This is a genomic window from Tropicimonas sp. IMCC34043 (assembly GCF_003390845.1).
GTDB lineage: Bacteria > Pseudomonadota > Alphaproteobacteria > Rhodobacterales > Rhodobacteraceae > Tropicimonas.
Window position 1 is genome coordinate 1 of sequence record NZ_QMEK01000009.1, and the last position, 17,897, is coordinate 17,897.

The window sequence follows — 17,897 nt, forward strand, 5'->3', positions numbered from 1 at the left end:
CCCGACATCGGGTCCTGCTGATGGATCACGACAAGATCGGTCGCTCGGCCCTGTACCGGATGGGCAGCGTGACCCTGTTCGACACGATCATCACCGACAACCCCCTGCAGCCCGACGAGATCGAGACGGCAGAGAAACTGGGCGTCGAGATCGTGGTGGCTTGATCGCGGCGGCGCGGCAACGTCAGCCGAGGGCACGCCAGAACAGGCCTTATGGCACCGGTCTGGCCGGTGCCGGCGGGCGGGCACCACAATGGCACGCCAGAACCTCCGCCAGCCGAAGCGTCAGGTGCGATACCGGACCACGTAGCCTTTGCAGCCGCTCGGCAGCACGCGCAGCCCGAAGCCAGGGATCTCGCTGTCCCAGATTAAGTATTCGGCGGGGCGTTTGGTAATCTTCGGCATGGCGCTCTTCGGTGGTTCTGTCGAAGTTCCACAGTACCGAAGTGTGGGCGGCAGTCAGCTAACAAATTGAAAATGCAAGTAAAAATAAAATTTCGCGCGTTCCCGCGCAAGGCGTTTCGGCGCGCTGGATGGTCGCTCACCGCCGCCTGATGGTCGTGTGACGGGAAAATCGGGTCTCGGCCCTTTGGAAACACTATGGAAGCACGAGGCCAAAAAACGCTGCGCAATGCCGACAGATCGTGCGCAGCGGGGTCGCTTCGCCGGGATCGGCAAGTGTCTGAAACTGCGCAAGAACTCGCGTTACGGCGCAATCGTTCATGGTTCGCTCGGCGCAACTCAAAACCTGAAGGTCACAGGTTCAAATCCTGTCCCCGCAACCAAATTCATACAGTAACAAAAAATACTTACCTCCCGCCAAAAGTGGGGCATTTCTTTACCTGACGGTTGACTCAACACCGACTCAACAAAACCAGGCTGCGTCGGTGATCCGGGTCCTAGGCCGAGGCGCAGCCGGCGATTGACCTGACTGCCCGAAATCCCAGAATGGAACGGAACCGATAAGCCGGGGTTCCACCGTGTCCGGTGCAGCATTTTGGCGGTGGAGTGACCGCAGTGCGGGACAAAGGTTGGACTGCACTTCGAGGTTGTCGCCTGCGCCGGAACAGAGGCGGGCATCGAACGTGTTAACAGGCATCCCTGCCAACCAAAGGTCTTCGTCCGGATGCGCTGCCCGACGATCCGGACCTCGTTCCCACCCGGAGAAGCTGCGCGCATGGACGATCTTTGCATCCGCCACGCGCCAATAGATTCGAACCCTCTTGGCTTCAATAATATCGGCGCGCTCATCGCGTTTGGCCCGATCCTATGAAGAGCGTCATCCGCCGTTCGCTAGCAACCGCAAGGCAGCGACAACAGGAACGGTGAAGACGATTACGTTTGCGATCTTCACCAATTCAAATGTCACGATCCTCGCGCCAAGCTTTGCGCCAACAAAGTTGCCGATTGATAGCAGGACGGCTATAGGCCAGTTTAAGAAACCCATACTCACGAGTATGGAGAGCGAAACAACGTTGACCGCCAACATGATCGGCTTGGTCCTGACAATCGCGTCGCGAAGCTCTGAGCGATAAAAGAAGCGATCCAGCGCGATCAAAAACGGGCCGGTGCCGATGCTGATCGAGCCGCCATACACACCTGCCACTGCCCAGATGGGTGCACCAACACGCCACTTGGAACTTGAGACTTCGCATGATTGAGACCGTTGCGGCAATATGGAATAGACGGCCACTGCGATCAGCACATAGGGCAGGATGGCCATCAGCAGACCTGTTTCGGCCATGTCCTTCAGAGCAAAGACGCCAAAAGCAGCTCCAATGCCCGCGAGGATCAAAAAGGGAAGGAGAATTCTCCAATCCAGCTTTTGGCTTGCGTTGAAGTAGCTGATCGCGGCAACGGTGCCGACGGTATTCTGGAATTTGTTGATCGCGATGGCGTTGATGGGAGGTACACCGGTCAAAACCATCATTGGGATCAGAACCATCCCTCCGCCACCTGAGATCGCATTTAGTATTCCTGCGATAAACGAGCCGCCCAGGAGGATACCCAATTGGACGGCGGAGAAATCATCAAAAAGAAGCATCAACGGTGGGCCGTATTCGTTGGAAACGTGTCTGCGATGCTCAGGCGCAGCAGCAGTCGGTTCGGATCGTTGAACGCCTTTCTGGAATGCAGCGCCCGCCAATTGTTCACGATCAGGATTTGACCGCGTCCCAGGCGTACACCGCGCCCGTTCAAGTGTTGTTGGATAAAGTCGTTCAGCGCTTCGACCGCTTCAATCTTCTCTGGTGACGCAAGGTCCGGGCGGCGGCGGAAGCCTTCGCGGAGGGCCTTGATTTGAAACCGGACAATGCCACCGTCCAACAATACCGGGCCGCATTCCAAGGGAAGGTCCTTTTGCTCGTCTTTGTTGTGGAATGTCGGGGGCATGCCGAATGGGAACGTTTCCCGTTTCAGAACTTCAATAGCCGCACAGCCTGCTGCGCCGTTTGAAAATTCCGGCAACCTGTCAGGTATGCTGAACACCTGGTTTTCTCCGCCAATCTCAGCTGGTCGCACGGCAAGAAAGACCAGGTACTTCATCGGATTCGGATAATAGCTCGCGTCGGTGTGGAAAGGGGCGACATCATTGCTTTCGGAGTATGACTTGGGTGAGCCATCCGATTTCTTCGGCTCTACGTGCCATATTGGTGAGGAGCCGCCGCCTCGAATCTGAACTTCGCCAAGACGACGCCCGAACGCGATAAATTTCTCGTATCTATCACCGTTACGCTCATTCAAGATGCTACCGTCACGAAAGGTGACAGCCCCGCAACCCGCGTCAAGCTCATGGCGGATCGCTTGGTATTTGATGTTGTTGATCGTTTCCCAGCCACCACTCAAGGGTGACGGCATTTGACGTACATCAAAAATCGTTTCCGACGCGCTTTTTGCGCCTAGTGTCGCTTGGTTCAGCATTTTGGGTTTTCTTTCTCGACATGGCTACGGACTCGCGGCTCCGTTGTTTGTTCGATTTGGCGCAGCATGGTTAGAGCGTTGCCGACCCGCTCTTGGTAAGCCCGCAAGTTCTCGAAGGTATCCGCGTTGCCGCTGGTCTCTTGGAGGGCAACAAGCGCTCTTTCGATCTTTGAGAATCCGACGGTGAGTTCGGCCTCACCCAATACGATGCACTCGGCGATGTCCTTCAAGTCGGGATCGGTCGACGTCAAAGACCTTTCAATGAATGGATCTCTGGCACACTTTAGGCCCACGGCATCTTTGCGATGGGCGGCCAATCGGTCGCGTGAGAAACGAGTTAAGTTCCGAGGTTTTCCTGCCTGAGCACTTGCTGATTTCATAACGCTGCTTTCGTTGCACGGGGGGCGCGAATGCAAATTTATCGCTCGGCCTGCATATTCACTATTCCCTTTGAGGTGCATTTGTCATATCTTTTAGGTATGGCTGACGTCAGGCTGATCAGATACTTCATAGCTGTTGTGGAAGAACGCAACATTACCCGCGCGGCGGAACGCTTGGGCATCCAACAACCACCGCTCAGCGTTCAATTGAAAAAGCTGGAGCAGATTGTTGGGGCACAGTTGCTTAAACGCATCCCTGGAGGTGTCGAGCCGACGGCTGCCGGGTTGGTCCTCTACTCTGACTATCGTGTAATTCTCGAACAGCTTCAGGTGGCCGAACAAAATGCCAGGCGTGTTGATCGAGGGTTATCTGGGAGACTCGTCCTGGGGGTAACTCACTCAACAATAAGCCATCCGCTGGTCAAGGAGCCCATCCGGAAATTCCTTGAACAGTACAGCGATGTGACGCTCGAAATCAAAACAGCTGGATCGCGCGAAGTATATCTCGGCATTGCCGAAAATCAGTTGGATCTTGGTTTTGTAAGACCTTTGAATTGGCATAGCGCGGAGGTTCGGGAAGATCATATCGTGTCTGAGCCAATGGTTGTTGCTTTGCCTCAATCGGCACCTCACGAACCCAGGTGGGCGACTGACGGGCTTAGCTTGCAGGAGGTCTTGCAGTTCAAGCTGATTATGTATCGCGACTCCGCTGAACCTATGCTTTTTAATGCGACCACGGAGGCATTTTCGAAACAAGGTCTTAACTTGGACGATGTTCAACTATGTCCAACTGTGAACGCCAGCCTGGAACTGGTCTCAACCGGATTGGGGGCGGCAATCGTTCCGTCCTCCATGGCCGCTCGCATAATTCCGGAAGTCAGTTTCTTTAAGTTGAACGAGGTCGACCATGTGCCTTCAGAAATAGCCTTGGTGCGCCACAAAGCAGCATCGAGTATTGTGGCTAAAAATTTCCGAAGAATGGTCTTGGACCGCGTGAGCAGTTGAAAATTCTTAGGGTGGCGTTGTTTTACAACTCTGACCCCGGACGATTCACATCGTGAAGCCATGCGGTTAGACGGGGCACATGAGCAAGCCTACACCCGCCCGCTACCGCACGACGAACTGGTCCGGCTACACCGCCTCGCTTGGCAAGCGAGGTCCGCTGTCGATCTGGTTGGACAAGGACATGACCTTGCTTGCGCCGCATGACGGTGGCCCCGGTCGCCCTGCGGTCTACTCTGATGCGGCAAGGCGAAGACATCGGCACGGTGACTGCCGACGGCGCCTACGACACGCGCCGCTGCCATACACGATCGCGAGGCTACTCCGATCATCCCCATCTGCAAAAACGGCCGACCGTGGAAAGAGGACTGCCAAGCAGCGATTGCCCGAAACCAAACCCTGCGCGCCACCGGGCACTATGGCAGAGCGTTCTGGAAGCGCTCGACCGGATACCACCTCCGAAGCCGGATCGAGGCGAAGATGCGTTGCCTCAAGGCCTTTGGCGAACGCATCGCCGCAAGAGACCCGGATCGCCAGACCGCTGAAATCCAGATCCGCATCGCGCTGATGAACCGCTTTGCGGCCCTCGGAGCAGCCGAGATCGTTCGCGTTGCCTGAAATCGCCTGTTCTCCAGACACGGTGTTGCCGAATGAACCATGGGTCTAGCATAGCAAGTGCCGACCCAGTGAAACCCTGCTCATTCTACCGGTTCTCGCTTGGGTGACGGGTCAGTTCGTGACTAGAAGGCGCCGTGGATACGTGGTGATCCGTTCCACGCCAGTCTTCGAGACGAGGATGGTTTCAGACATTCCGAATCCACGCGCCAGCACATAAGTGTGGAAAACCATGCCCTCCTCGAATGTCCACTCGGCTCCCGGGTGCGCCTCAAGCGGTTCGCCTCCATTCGGCTGAAGGATCAAGCCGACCGAATAAAACGTCTTGTTGGTGTAGGTTTCACGCAGTCCAGCGGAAAGCACGCCGTCGCGATAAATTGCATCGGGCACTGTGGCTGGGACGCCCGGTGCGACTTCCGCAATGGCGCGGTCCTGGATCTCGATGAGTGTTTCTGCCAGCCGATAGTCCTCGTCCTGTGCTTCGGCCACCCGGATCGGCCGCATGAAACGGGCGTGGTAGTGATGGTTATTCGGCGTGACTTCCAATTGAACGATGTCGCCTCGCTCCAGAACTCGGTTCGAATATCCGCCGTGGAGGTGATAGGCCCGCTCCCCCGACGAGAGGACGCCTGGGCCGGGAAGATCGGATCCCGAACGGATCATCGCTGCGCAGATCTCGGCAGCCATCTCACGCTCACTGACGCCCACACCAGCGGCATCCAGACCGGCCTGCATGCCTGCCTCGGCGGCACGGGCAGCGACGCGCTGATAGGCAATCTCGGCATCCGACTTGATCAATCGCATCCCTGCGACGAGGTCGGTCTCGTCTGAAAACATGCAGTTGGGCATCGCAGTGCGGATCGCTTCCCAGCGGAGAGCGTTCAGCACCCAGGACCCCATCTCGACTCCAATGGCCGAGGCTTTGCCGATGCGGGACGTGATCGCCTGTACCGCTACTGCGGTTCGGTTGTCGCTGTCGGTCCACATGACCCGATCCGAAAAGACGCAGGTGCTGTCGAGGTAATATTCTTCTACATCGCGACAAAAGAGGGTCGGTTCGCCCTCGGCGGGAATGATGGCAAACTGGAAAGTGCCGTAGGCGCGGGTGAAATAACCGGTAACCCAGGTCACCGTCTCCGGTTGGAAAGCCAATAGCGCATCCAGGCCCCGAGCCCGCAGCTTTTCTTGCACACGCGCCAGCCGGGCGCGGTATTCCGCTGGCTTGAACCAATATTTCGTCTCGACCATGGGGAATCCTTTCTGCGTCAGCCTTGCCGAACCATCTCGGCAAAGCGGGTGAGCATTGACTTGGCCTCTTGGGCCTCGTGGGCGCTGGCGATCAGATCGGATATCTCGGCGCCGTCCTTCTCCATCCGCTCCCGGTTCTGTTCAAACCAAACCGGCGCTTGTTCCTTCGTCACTTCGGGGTGCCCCTGGATACCCCAGGCCGGCGCCTTGGCGTAGCGCCATACCTGGTTCGGGCAGAGATCAGAGGAGGCCAGGATCACCATGTCGGGATGCTCGGCGCGCACCTCGTCATTGTGCCAGACGAACATGCTCACTGTGTCCTTCCATTCCGCGGCCAACGGGTCCGTGGCGCAAGCATCGGTGACCGCGAGATCCTTGTAGCCGATTTCACAGAAAGACCGCCGGAAGACCTGATCCCGTCCGCAAAGTGCCGAGGCAAGGATTTGGCTGCCGAAGCAGATCCCGAGCATCGGGATTTCCCTTTCCGCCGCTTCCCTGATCAGATCGTGCTCGCGATCGATGAAGGGGATGTCTTCGTAGGCGCCATGCGGGCTGCCTGAGAGGAATATTCCATCATAGCCATCGAGGTTTTCGGGGAACTGCATGTCGTATGCCCAGTAACGATCGACGGCGAGTCCCCAGCCTTCGAAGCGCTCGTCGAGCTTTGCCACCGTTTGAAGACTGCGGCCATTGCCAAGGTAAAGAAGACGTTTGGGGGACATTTGGTTTCCTTGAAATTCTGGTCATTTTCGGTTTGACCACCCCATTTTCGGGGCAGCGTCGCGCGTCTGTGAGGAACGCACGGGTATCAGTCAGGTTCAGGAGGACCCGACCAGCTTTCGCACAGAGCGCAGAGCAGGCGCGCCGCCTGTGCGAAATCATCAATATCCATGGACTCATCCGGGTTGTGGCTGCCGTTGCGGTTGCGAATGAAAAGCATCGCGGTTGGAATTCCTTGCCGCGCAAAGACGGCGGCGTCGTGGCCCGCGCCACTGGCCATGCGCCGAGCCGGGATGGCGAGCGCATCAGCGAGTTGCTCCATCTGGGCGAGAATGGCTTTGTTCATACGCGCGGGGTCGGATCCGGTTTCGTCTCCGAGATCAAAATTCGTGCCAGTTCGGAGTTCGATCTGTGCGACTACCCGGCGGAGTTCTGCGCGCATCATGTCCAGGGTGGTGTCACATTCGCTGCGGATGTCGAGAGCGAAATCGACCCTACCGGCTACCTTGGAAAAGGCCGCTTCCTCGGCAACGGTATTGACCTGCCCAAAGGTTACGGAAAGATCGTGTCCTTCTGTCTCCAACCGGGCCCAAAGCTCGTCGAGTATCGAGACAAGTTCAGCCGTCGCCCGAACGGCGTCGCGCCGAGTTTTGCGCGGTGTCGCACCGGAATGAGCGTATTCGCCGAAGCAGGCGGCATGACGGTGGCGAAAACTTCCGCGGATTCCTGTCACGAGGCCGACCGGCAGCCTTTCGTCAATCAGCACCGGGCCCTGTTCGATATGGGTCTCGACAAAGAGGGCGACGCGCGCGGGATCGAGCGCTCTGTCACCGCGCCGCAGCGCATTTGGATCGCCGCCTGCCTGCTCTATCGCTGCTCCGAGTGGAATTCCGGTATCGGACCGGCAAACGCCGTCGAGTTCCTCATCTGTAAGTGTGCCGAATGCAGCGCGGCTCCCGATATAGGACGCTCCGAACCAAGTGCTTTCTTCCGCTCGGATGGCTGTTACGACCAGGTCAACCGGTGGGCGCTGCCCAGCACGGTGAAAGCCGGAAGCGACCGCCAAACCGGCCAATACCCCGGCAGCACCATCGAAGTTCCCGCCTGAAGGCACGGAATCCAGATGCGAACCGATCATGATTGCAGGGCCGTCGCCGCGCCCCCTCATCACCATATAGAGGTTGCAGGCCGCATCGGTATGACATTCCATACCGATCTTCTCTGCTTCCATGCGAACAAGGTCATGGGCGAATTGCTCGCCCATGCCATAGGAATCCCGGGTAATTCCAGAGGAGTCGCCGGTCTTTGCGCCCAGTTCGTCGAAAAGACGTTCTGTAAGGGCGATGTCCGGCACTATTTGGAAAGCAATGCAGGTCATCGGCGCGTCAGCCTCTGAATAATACTGTCGCGCACCTTGTCGAGGTGGTCGCGCATGGCGTCACGGGCGGCATCGACATCGCTGGAGGAAAGCGCCTCGACAATGCGGAGATGCTCGTCACAGGTGTCCGCCAACCGCTCCGGCATTGCGCGCAGGTCGAACATCTGGGTCTGCCGGCGCAGGTTCCGAATGATCTGACCCAACTGCGGGTTTCCGGCGGCCTCCGCGATCATGTCGTGCAAATCTTCGTCGACGCTGCGGACAGTGGCGCGGTCGGCCCGTGCGCCGAGTTCTGTCGCACGCAGCGACTCGAGCCGGGCGCGGATACTCGCAAGTTCCTCGGTTCGAATCCGACCTGCAGCCATTCGGGCCATTTCCGGTTCGAGCAGCGACCGGATCTGGAGCGCATCCATGTAATCTTCTATGTGCATCTGCCGGACTTGGAGCCCACGACCGTGGCGCATGAGCAACCCTTCGCCTTCTAGAATGAGCAGGGCATCCCTCACTGGCGTTCGCGTCATCTCCAGCAATTCGGCCAGGCGGCGTTCGTTTACGAACTCACCGGGGCGAATCTCTCCCTTCTGAATCAGTTCGAGAATCTGCTCGTAGGCTTGCAAAGCGAGCCGTTTGTCCGGGATATTCAGCAATTTTCCGTCTCCCCGCTGCAACTGTTGCTCAAGTTTTGAGCGTTCACTCCGGATCTTCGCTCAGGAGGCAATCAAAATCCAAAAATGTCGACGCTTGGCATTTATTGGGTTGATGGCTGGTATACTGAAATCTAACGTAAATTCAAATCGAGATTTCATCCATTTCCGCCACGTCGAACGGCGCGCGGAAAACCGAATGAGGAACGCCGGTGAGCATCACAGCCGAAGCCCTTCTGCCATTCCCGCGCGAGGAACATCTTGCCCGGCAGGAGCGGCTGCGTGCCGCCCTGCGCGAGCGTGGCGTCGACGCGATGCTGGTTTTCTCCCAGGAAAGCCTGTTCTGGCTCACCGGTTACGATTCCGGCGGCTTTGTGTTTTTTCAATGCGCGGTGGTCACAGCTGGCGATCGCCCTATCGTCCTGCTGACGCGAAAGCCGGACCTGCTGCAGGCGCAGATGACCTCCACCATCCGCGATATCCGGATCTGGTGGGATAGCGACGACGCGAACCCGGCAGCCGATTTAAAGGATATCCTCTCCGAACTCGGCCTTGCCGGTGGGCGTGTCGCCATCGAACTCAATACCCACGGGCTCACCGGCTGGAACCTCTGGCGTTGCCAGCAGACTTTTGGCGACTGGTGCCAGCTCGAGGATGATGGCCATCTTATCCGCAAATTGCGGGTGGTGAAATCTTCTGCCGAACTGGACATCATGCGGGAGGCGGGCAAGATCCTCGACCGTTCTCTCGAAGCAGTGATCGCCGCCGCCGCGCCCGGTCGGCTCGACAGCGACCTAAAGGCTGCCTACCTCACCTCGATCCTTGGCGACGGGGCGGACATGCCGCCCAACGCCCCGATCTTCAATTCTGGCGAGCGCGCGGTCTTCGGGCGCGGGGTCACCAAGCCCCGCAGGCTGGAGGCGATCGACCAGGTGCTCGTCGAGTACCCGGTGGCCTTCCGGCACTACAACGTGAAGACCGAGTGGACGATCCTGCTTGGAAACGTTCCCGACCAGCAGCGCCGCATGTACGACGTCGCGCGCGAGACACTGACCCGGATGACCGACCTTGCGCGCCCCGGCATATCGCTCGGCGAGATTTTCGATGCCTATGCCGATGGGCTCGACCGGGCCGGCTTTGCGAAATCGCGATATGGCGCAACGGGTTACTCGGTGGGAATTTCCTATGCGCCGACCTCGATGGACGTACCGCCCATGATCTACGCCGGAAATGCTACAATCTGCGAACCGGGAATGACCTTGTTCTATCATGTGATGAACGGGGACGGAGACAGCGGCCTAACCATGGGGGTAGGGCATACGCTCGTCGTCACCGAGGGGGCGCCGGAGATCCTGACCGGACTTCCGGACGAACTGACCGTCATCACCTGAGCCACTCCATCCATACCCTACACGACCGCGTTCATCGCAAGCCCAACCGCCCGCCGCAGCGAACAGCGGCGACATCCAGCAAGGAATTGACCAAATGTCCTATTTCACCCTGACACGCCGCCACGTCCTCATGGGCATGGCCGCAGCTGCGACGCTCCCGTCCGTGTCCTTCGGCCAGAGTGGAACGCCGATCTCCGGCGGCACGCTCAAGATCAGCCATTCCACCCGGATCGCCACGCTGAACGTGCTCTCGCTCTCGGGCCCGGCGGAATACCCCTGTATCGACATGCTCTATTCCGGTCTCACCCGGACCGGTCTGGACAACCAGCCGCATCCCGATCTCGCCACCTCCTGGGAGGCCAACGAGGATGCAACCGAATTCACCTTCTACCTGCGTGATGGCGTGACCTTCCATGACGGCACCCCATTCACCTCCGCGGATGTCGTTGCCACTTTCGAGGCGATCCTGAACCCCGACATCGCCTCCTCGGCCCGCTCGGTGCTGACCATGGTGGACAAGATCGAGGCGGTGGACGACCTGACGGTGAAGTTCATCCTTTCCGCGCCTTTTGCCGACCTGCCGTACTCCACCTCGCATGCCAACGCGCGCATCCTGTCCAAGGCCGCGCTCGAGGGCGATCTGTCCGCGCTCGATACCACTGCCAACGGCACTGGCCCGTTCAAGCTGGAAACCTATGACAGCGCGCGGATTGTTCGTCTGGTGAAGAACGAGAACTACTACAAGCCCGGCCAGCCCTATCTGGACGCGGTGGAGATGATGCTCTTCCCCGATCTCGCCGCCGAGACTGCGAATTTCCTCTCCGGCACAACCGACGTGATGCTTACGGTGCAGCAGGCCGCCTATGCACGTATCGCCGAAAGCGCGGGGATCGAGGCGCAGCGCGTGAGTTCCGGCCGCTATGTCTGCATCGTGATGCGCCAGGATCAGGAACCCTGGAGCGACGTCCGCGTGCGCCAGGCTCTTGGGCTTGCCATCGACCGTCAGCTTCTGGTGGACATCATCCTCGAAGGTCTCGGGCGTCCGGCCTACGACTCGATCGTCGCGCCGGAAATCGAGTACTACACCGACAAGCCCGAGATCATGTACGATCCCGAAGGCGCCAAGGCACTGCTGGCCGAAGCTGGTTATCCCGACGGGATCAAGGCCACGATTGTCGCCTCGGACCGCCCCGCGATCCGTGCCCAGACCGCCATCGCACTTCAGCAGACCGCGGCCGCAGCCGGCTTCGATCTCGAGATCAAGACCATGCCGCATGACACCTACCTCGCCGAGGAATGGATGAAGGGCGATTTCTACATCGGCTACTGGGGCATGCAGCCGACGATCGACGCGACCTACAACCTTCTTCTCACCTCGGAGGCGTCCTACCAGGACACCGAATGGAAGAATGCCGAGTTCGACTCGCTCGTTGCCGAAGGCCGCGCCACCATCGACCCGGCCAAGCGGGCCGAAATCTATGCCAAGGCGCAGGAGCTGGAGCTGGCTGACAAGCCCTATATCGTTCCGTTCTTCGAGGATGTCCTGACAGCCTCCAGTGAAGCGACGAAGGAGTGGAAGATCGCGCCGATCTCGCGCTTCTACTTCGTCGAAGACGTCTGGCTGGACAAAGCCTGAGGTCCTGACCAGTGAGCCTCGCCTATCTTCTTCGCCGCCTCGGAGCGGTCCTGATCGTGCTTTGCGTCGTGTCTGTCACGGTGTTCGCGATCACCGCCGTGCTGCCGGGGAATGCCGCCCTGATGATCCTTGGCGAAAACGCCTCCGCCGAGAACCTCGCTGCAATGGAACGGCAGCTCGGTCTCGACCGGCCTGTGGTCGTCCAATATTTCGACTGGATCTCAGGTGTGGTTCAGGGAGATTTCGGCACGTCGCTGCGTTTGCAGCTGCCGGTTTCCCAAGTGGTGGGCGAGGCTTTCTGGAACTCCATGTCCCTTGCGGTCATCGCCCTTGTGGCGGTGACCCTCATCGCCATTCCGATGGGCACCTTTGCCGCGCTCAAGCGCGGCTCTATCTGGGACCTGTTCATCGGGCTCTTTTCCTATGTGGGAACGGCCTTGCCGGAGTTCGTGACCGCGACTCTGCTGCTCGTCTTCTTCGCCGCGCCGTCGCGGCAATACCTGCCGGCGGGCGGCTTCGTCGCTCCGGGCGAGGACCTTTCGGGCTTTTTCGTTCACGCGATCCTTCCCGCTACCACGCTCGGTCTGATCTTGATGGCGCATATCTCGCGGCAGGTCCGTAGCGAACTGGCGGACGTCCTGTCCTCGGATTTCGTTCGCGCAGCGCGTCTCAAGGGCATTCCCGAAGGCCGGGTAATCCGGCGCCATGCTCTGCCCAACTCCCTTACTCCGGCCATTGCCGTCATCTCGCTCGATATCGGCTACCTGCTCGGAGGCATCATCGTGGTCGAAGAGATCTTCGCCTGGCCCGGTCTCGGGCGGTTACTGATCTATGCGCTTCAGAACCGAGACCTGCCCGTGATCCAGGCCGTGACCCTGTTGTTGGCCGTCGTCTATGCGTTGTCGAACCTCGTTGCCGACATCGTTATCGCCAAACTCGACCCGCGGGTGCGTTATGCCTAGAGCCCTGAAATCTCCGACCGGGCTTATCGGCACGGTCCTGCTTCTCATCGTCTTTACCGCAGCCCTGTTCGGGCCGCTCATCGCCCCCTACGATCCACAGTTGTTTCATGTCCAGGCCCGCCTTCAGGGGCCGAGCAGGGAATTTTGGCTCGGCACCGACCAATATGGCCGCGACCTGCTTTCGCGTTTGCTGAACGGCGCCCCGGCGACGGTTCTTTTCGGCCTCGGCGCGACGGTTCTCGGTGTCGGTGCGGGCTCGATCATCGGCGTGATCGCGGGCGTTGCCGGCGGCCGGACGGACAGCATCGTCATGCGCATCCTTGACGGGATGCTGGCGATGCCGGAGCTACTATTCACGCTGTTGATCGTAAGTTTTCTAGGTGGCGGTACAGCCCAAGCCATGCTCGCGGTCGCAGTGACCTTCACGCCGGGCATGGCACGGATTTCCCGCTCGGCGGTCCTATCGGTGCGCACGCGCGAATACGTACTTGCCGCGCAAGCCCGGGGCGAGAGCCAAGCCTGGATCGTCGGTCGCGAAGTGCTTCCGAATGCTGTCGCTCCAATAATCGTCGAGGCAACGATCCGGGTGAGCTTTGCGATCATGATCGGCGCAACCCTCGGCTTTCTTGGCCTCGGTGCACAGCCGCCCTCCACCGAGTGGGGGCTGATGGTGGCGGAGGCACGCCAGTTCATGTTCCGAAATCCCTGGTGCGTTGCGGTGCCCGGCCTTGCCATCGCCATCACTGCGATGGGCTTCAACCTGTTCGGCGACGCCTTGCGCGACGTCTTCGACCCGAAGAGGAACCACTGATGAGCGCCCTCATCCGGCCTGTCCTCGAGATCCATAAGTATTCACTCTCCTATCGCACGGATGCCGGCGAGGTCATGGCGCTCAAGGACGTCGACCTGAAAATTCAGAAGGGAGAGACGCACGCCCTCGTCGGTGAAAGCGGCTCAGGGAAATCATCGCTCGCTTGGGCAGTCACGCGCTACTTGGCCGAGAATGCAAGAGATGCCGGCGGCGCAATCCTGCTCTCGGGCGAGGACATGATCGGCAAGTCCCGGGCCGAACTGGAAGCTCTGCGCGGAAAGCGTATCGCGATGGTGTTTCAGGATCCGGCCTCTTCACTAAACCCCACAATGCGGCTCGGCGAGCAGCTTGCCGAAGTGCTGATCCGCCACCGTGGTCTGTCCAAGGCCGAGGCATGGAAGGAAGGCGAGGCCGCGCTCTCGCGAACCGGCATCGCCAAGCCCGCGCAGATGATGCAGCGGTTCCCGCACGAAGCCTCGGGCGGCGAGAAACAGCGGGTCGTCATTGCGGCGGCCTATGCCTGCAACCCGGAACTGATCATCTTCGACGAGCCCACGACTGCGCTCGACATCCTCACCGCGAACCAGATCCTAGACCTTTTCGTCAAGCTGCGGGAGGAAACCGGCGTCGCCGCGCTCTACATCTCCCACGATCTCGGGCTTGTCTCCCGGATCGCGGATCGGGTCTCGGTCATTCACAAGGGAAAGATCGTGGAAACCGGCCCCGTCGAGGAGGTGTTCCACCGCCCGCAGGATCCCTATACCCGTCGTCTGCTGGCGGCCCTGCCGCGCCCCGAGGACCGGCTTGCGGTGTCGGCGCCGAGCACCGATGCCGCGATATTCAGGGCTGAGGGTATCACTGTCGAATACGGCAAGCCCGGTTTCCTGACCCGGTTGCTGGACAAGAATGCCGCCGCTCATGTCGGCGCACGGGATATCTCACTGAAAGTGCGGCCCGGTGAATTGCTGGGGATTGTCGGCGAAAGCGGCTCGGGCAAGTCGACCATTGCCAAGGCTGCCACGGGGCTCCACCCCTTCGCTGGCGCGGTGGAGTTCGATGGCCGTCGCTTCAATCGACGCGAGGATTTCGACCGGGCCTACCGGCGGGACGTGCAGATTGTTTTTCAGCACCCGGATGCGAGTCTCAACCCGCGCGAGACCATCGGCGGCATCCTTTCGAGACCTCTCAAGCTCTACAACATCGTACCGCGCGCGGAAGTCGCCAAGAGGGTGGCGGAACTGCTCGAGATGGTGCTGTTGCCACGGGAATTTGCGCAGCGCTATCCGCACCAGCTCTCAGGCGGCGAGAAGCAGCGCGTTGCCATCGCCAGGGCCTTTGCTGCCGAACCGAAACTGGTGATCTGCGACGAGATCACGGCGGCGCTCGACGTTTCCGTTCAGGCCGCGGTGGCGCGGCTACTCGTCGATCTGCAGGAACGGTCCGGCGCCGCCTGTATCTTCATCACCCATGACCTGAACCTGATCCGCCAGCTTGCCCACCGTATCGTGGTCATGCAGCGCGGTGAACTGGTCGATACCTTCGACGTCGAAGAGGCCGAAAGCCCGGAACGCGCACCCTATACCCGCGCGTTGCTCGACGCCTTGCCCGTTCCCCATGACGTGACCGAAGTGGATCACCAGGCACGTGATTTCCTTACTGAAGGCCCAACCGCATGACCGACACCCTTTCGCTCGCCCGTTCCATCGACGAGGCGGCTTGCTTGGAAACTCTGGCCGACATGGTCCAGCACAAGAGCTACAGCGAGACGCCGGGCGAGCGGGCGCTGGCCGAGCATATGGTCGAGATCATGCGGGATATCGGTCTCGATGAGGCGTATTTGATGCCGGTCGAAGGAGACCGCGTGAACGCCATCGGCGTCTGGCGCGGCACGGGCGGCGGTAAGAGCCTGCTCTTCAATGGCCATCTCGATACCAACCCCGTGACCGAGGGGTGGACGGTGGACCCCTGGGCGGGGCTCATCGACGAGGAATTCATTTACGGTATCGGCGTGTCCAACATGAAAGCCGGCGATGCCGCCTATCTGTGTGCGGTCCGTGAATTGATCCGGAAGGGCGTCCGGCTCAAGGGCGATGTGATCCTTACCTTCGTCATAGGTGAGTTGCAGGGAGGCGTCGGTACGCTCGCGGCGGTGAAATCGGGCCTGCGGGCGGATTACTTCATCAATTCTGAGCCATCGGACCTTCAGGCCATCACCATGCATGCCGCGGCCTTCACCTTCGTGATCGAACTGGAGGGCATCACGCGCCATCTGTCGAAACGCGAGGAAGCGGTGGACGCGATCCGCGCGGCCTGCGACCTGATCCCGGAACTGACCGACCTCACATTCTCGGACGCCCCGACCGAAGAACACCGCTCGATCAACCGCGTCCATGTCGGCGTCATCAAGGGCGCACTTGGACGTGAGCTGCACGATTGGCGCCCGCCGCAGGTGGCTGATTTCGCGGAGTTGAAGGGGTCGGGGCGCTACGGTCCCGGTCAGACCGAAGAAAACGCCCTGGCGGATCTGCGCGTCGTCCTTGACCGGTTGATGAAACGCTGGCCCGGGCTCAAGGCAACAATCCGGACAGAAAAGGCCGCAGGCCGCCCGATCATGCCGGCCTTCGAAGTTTCGAAGGAGAGCCGTATTGTTAGCTCGATCAACGCTGCCTACAAGGCGCTGCGCGGCGTGGATCAGCCCACCGGGGCGATCCCGCCGCCCGGCTATTTCGGCACCGATGCCGGCCATCTCTATGCCGAGGGCGGCATGGAGGGCGTTGTCTGCGGGCCGGGCGGAAAATTCAACACCATGCCCGATGAACGGGTGGAGATCACCGATTACCTCGATTGCGTCCGGCTCTACCTCATGACCATCTGCGATATCTGCGAGGCGCAATGATCGACCTGGCCCAGGAGTATTCTGGCGCGACGCGCTCGGGGCGGACCGTCGCGCTCCGCTTTCCGGAGAGCGAGTATCGTGCGCGCCTTGCCAGGACCCGTACGCTAATGGTCGAACGCGGGCTCGATGCGCTTCTCGTTTTCGCGCAGGAGAGCCATTTCTACCTGACCGGTTTCGATACGGCGGGATACGTTTTCTTCCAGGTTGGCATTGTAACGGCAGACGACAGCCCGACGACAGTCCTGACGCGGACGCCCGACAAGCGGCAGGCCGAGACCAACTCGCTCTACGATGATGTGCGGATCTGGCTGAACACCGAGGATGCGAACCCGGCGGAGGATCTGCGCGGGATCTTGGCTGAAAAGGGTCTTGCGGGTGCGAAGATCGGCGTGGAATTCGCCACTTATGGCCTGACAGCCGCCAATGGACGGATGGTCGAGGCGGCGATGGTCGGGTTCTGCCAACTGGAGGATGCCTCGGACATCGTGCGTGGCCAGCGGCTGGTGAAATCCCCGCTGGAACTGGACTACACGCGCGCCGCGGGGGACCTCGCTGATGTCGCGACAATGGCCGCGATCGAGGCGGCGAAGCCCGGCGTCTACGATACCGCCCTGTCGGGAGCCGCCGTGACGGCGATGCTGTCGAAAGGGGCCGACATGCCCTCCGGCGGGCCGCTGGTCAACGTCGGCCCCCGAGCGCTCTACGGACGTGGCATCGGGGGCGCGCGGGCCATCGAACCCGACGATCAGGTACTGATCGAGCTCGCGGGCTCTGCCTGCCGGTATCACGTGGTGATCGAGCACACCGTTTCGATTGGCCGCACCGACCCGCGGCAACTTAGCCAGATGGGTGTCGCCATCGAGGCGCTGGAACGGATCAAGGAGGCCGCCGTGCCGGGCGAGCGGCTTGGTACGCTCGACGACATTCACCGCAAGGTGCTCGACGATGCCGGTTTCGCCAAGGCGCGCTACGCGGCCTGCGGCTATGCGCTTGGCTGTACCTTCAAGCCGACATGGATGGACGTGCCTCCGATGATCTACACAGGGAACCCACTGGTTCTCGCACCCGGCATGGTCTTCTTCGTCCACATCATGATTCCGGATGGAGATACCGGTCTGGTCGCTGGCGTTGGGCAGACCTTCGCCATCGGCGAAGCGGGCAGGGGGGTAGAGACCTTCAGCGCTCTGCCACTGCAACTTTGGACCGTGTGATCGGGGTTTACGCTCCCGTGATTCCCACGCCGCGTCGTTACGATGCGAATGCGTGAGACACGGGAGCCCGCGCCTGCGACAGAGC

Annotated in this window: 16 protein-coding genes and 1 pseudogene; 9 read left to right on the forward strand and 8 right to left on the reverse strand. The window is 60.2% G+C overall.

The window, feature by feature from the left end:
* Window positions 1–284 precede the first annotated feature (284 nt).
* The 4 genes from DQG17_RS21890 to DQG17_RS20540 form a co-directional block, all read right to left on the reverse strand.
* The gene (locus DQG17_RS21890) at window positions 285–404 is read right to left on the reverse strand and encodes an Arm DNA-binding domain-containing protein (RefSeq protein ID WP_116134791.1); all 120 of its coding nucleotides are present in this window, start codon (window positions 402–404) and stop codon (window positions 285–287) included.
* Between the two features lie 874 nt (window positions 405–1,278).
* Window positions 1,279–2,043 (reverse strand): sulfite exporter TauE/SafE family protein, encoded by a 765-nt coding sequence (locus tag DQG17_RS20530; protein ID WP_116134793.1) that lies wholly within the window; start codon window positions 2,041–2,043, stop codon window positions 1,279–1,281.
* On the reverse strand, window positions 2,043–2,918 hold the full coding sequence (locus DQG17_RS20535) for a TauD/TfdA family dioxygenase (protein WP_116134795.1): 876 nt from the start codon (window positions 2,916–2,918) through the stop codon (window positions 2,043–2,045). The genes DQG17_RS20530 and DQG17_RS20535 overlap by 1 nt, the downstream gene beginning before the upstream one ends.
* A complete protein-coding gene (locus DQG17_RS20540; protein ID WP_157973703.1) occupies window positions 2,912–3,298 on the reverse strand; it encodes a hypothetical protein in 387 nt (128 codons plus the stop codon). The genes DQG17_RS20535 and DQG17_RS20540 overlap by 7 nt, the downstream gene beginning before the upstream one ends.
* Window positions 3,299–3,328: 30 nt before the next feature.
* Here DQG17_RS20540 and DQG17_RS20545 point away from each other — a divergent pair, with 30 nt between their 5' ends.
* Together DQG17_RS20545 and DQG17_RS20550 are read left to right on the forward strand one after the other, a co-directional pair.
* Complete coding sequence (locus tag DQG17_RS20545) at window positions 3,329–4,303, forward strand: LysR family transcriptional regulator (protein WP_116134799.1); 975 nt, start codon at window positions 3,329–3,331, stop codon at window positions 4,301–4,303.
* A gap of 79 nt (window positions 4,304–4,382) precedes the next feature.
* Window positions 4,383–4,918: pseudogene (locus DQG17_RS20550) on the forward strand (transposase).
* A gap of 111 nt (window positions 4,919–5,029) precedes the next feature.
* On the opposite strand, the gene DQG17_RS20555 reads toward DQG17_RS20550, so the two are convergent.
* From DQG17_RS20555 to DQG17_RS20570, 4 genes are all read right to left on the reverse strand, one after another.
* Window positions 5,030–6,163 carry a Xaa-Pro peptidase family protein gene (locus tag DQG17_RS20555; protein ID WP_116134801.1) on the reverse strand — a complete coding sequence of 378 codons (1,134 nt, stop codon included), beginning with the start codon at window positions 6,161–6,163 and terminating at the stop codon, window positions 5,030–5,032.
* Window positions 6,164–6,180: 17 nt separating this feature from the next.
* The gene (locus DQG17_RS20560) at window positions 6,181–6,885 is read right to left on the reverse strand and encodes a type 1 glutamine amidotransferase (protein ID WP_116134802.1); all 705 of its coding nucleotides are present in this window, start codon (window positions 6,883–6,885) and stop codon (window positions 6,181–6,183) included.
* An 86-nt stretch (window positions 6,886–6,971) separates the two neighbouring features.
* Window positions 6,972–8,261: a hydantoinase/carbamoylase family amidase gene (locus DQG17_RS20565; RefSeq protein WP_116134804.1), complete on the reverse strand. Its 1,290-nt coding sequence runs from the start codon at window positions 8,259–8,261 to the stop codon at window positions 6,972–6,974.
* Complete coding sequence (locus tag DQG17_RS20570; protein WP_157973704.1) at window positions 8,258–8,908, reverse strand: GntR family transcriptional regulator; 651 nt, start codon at window positions 8,906–8,908, stop codon at window positions 8,258–8,260. The genes DQG17_RS20565 and DQG17_RS20570 overlap by 4 nt, the downstream gene beginning before the upstream one ends.
* Before the next feature lie 209 nt (window positions 8,909–9,117).
* On the opposite strand from DQG17_RS20570, the gene DQG17_RS20575 reads away from it, so the two are divergent.
* From DQG17_RS20575 to DQG17_RS20605, 7 genes are all read left to right on the forward strand, one after another.
* Complete coding sequence (locus DQG17_RS20575) at window positions 9,118–10,296, forward strand: Xaa-Pro peptidase family protein (RefSeq protein WP_116134808.1); 1,179 nt, start codon at window positions 9,118–9,120, stop codon at window positions 10,294–10,296.
* Window positions 10,297–10,390: 94 nt separating this feature from the next.
* Window positions 10,391–11,932 (forward strand): ABC transporter substrate-binding protein, encoded by a 1,542-nt coding sequence (locus DQG17_RS20580; RefSeq protein WP_116134810.1) that lies wholly within the window; start codon window positions 10,391–10,393, stop codon window positions 11,930–11,932.
* An 11-nt stretch (window positions 11,933–11,943) separates the two neighbouring features.
* Window positions 11,944–12,894: an ABC transporter permease gene (locus tag DQG17_RS20585; protein ID WP_116134812.1), complete on the forward strand. Its 951-nt coding sequence runs from the start codon at window positions 11,944–11,946 to the stop codon at window positions 12,892–12,894.
* A complete protein-coding gene (locus DQG17_RS20590) occupies window positions 12,887–13,705 on the forward strand; it encodes an ABC transporter permease (RefSeq protein WP_116134814.1) in 819 nt (272 codons plus the stop codon). Before DQG17_RS20585 ends, DQG17_RS20590 begins: the two co-directional genes overlap by 8 nt.
* Window positions 13,705–15,381, forward strand: a complete 1,677-nt coding sequence (locus DQG17_RS20595; RefSeq protein ID WP_116134816.1) for an ABC transporter ATP-binding protein — start codon at window positions 13,705–13,707, stop codon at window positions 15,379–15,381. The genes DQG17_RS20590 and DQG17_RS20595 overlap by 1 nt, the downstream gene beginning before the upstream one ends.
* The gene (locus tag DQG17_RS20600; protein WP_116134818.1) at window positions 15,378–16,601 is read left to right on the forward strand and encodes a M20 family metallopeptidase; all 1,224 of its coding nucleotides are present in this window, start codon (window positions 15,378–15,380) and stop codon (window positions 16,599–16,601) included. Before DQG17_RS20595 ends, DQG17_RS20600 begins: the two co-directional genes overlap by 4 nt.
* Window positions 16,598–17,812 (forward strand): Xaa-Pro peptidase family protein, encoded by a 1,215-nt coding sequence (locus DQG17_RS20605; RefSeq protein WP_116134820.1) that lies wholly within the window; start codon window positions 16,598–16,600, stop codon window positions 17,810–17,812. The genes DQG17_RS20600 and DQG17_RS20605 overlap by 4 nt, the downstream gene beginning before the upstream one ends.
* The last annotated feature ends 85 nt before the right edge of the window (window positions 17,813–17,897 follow it).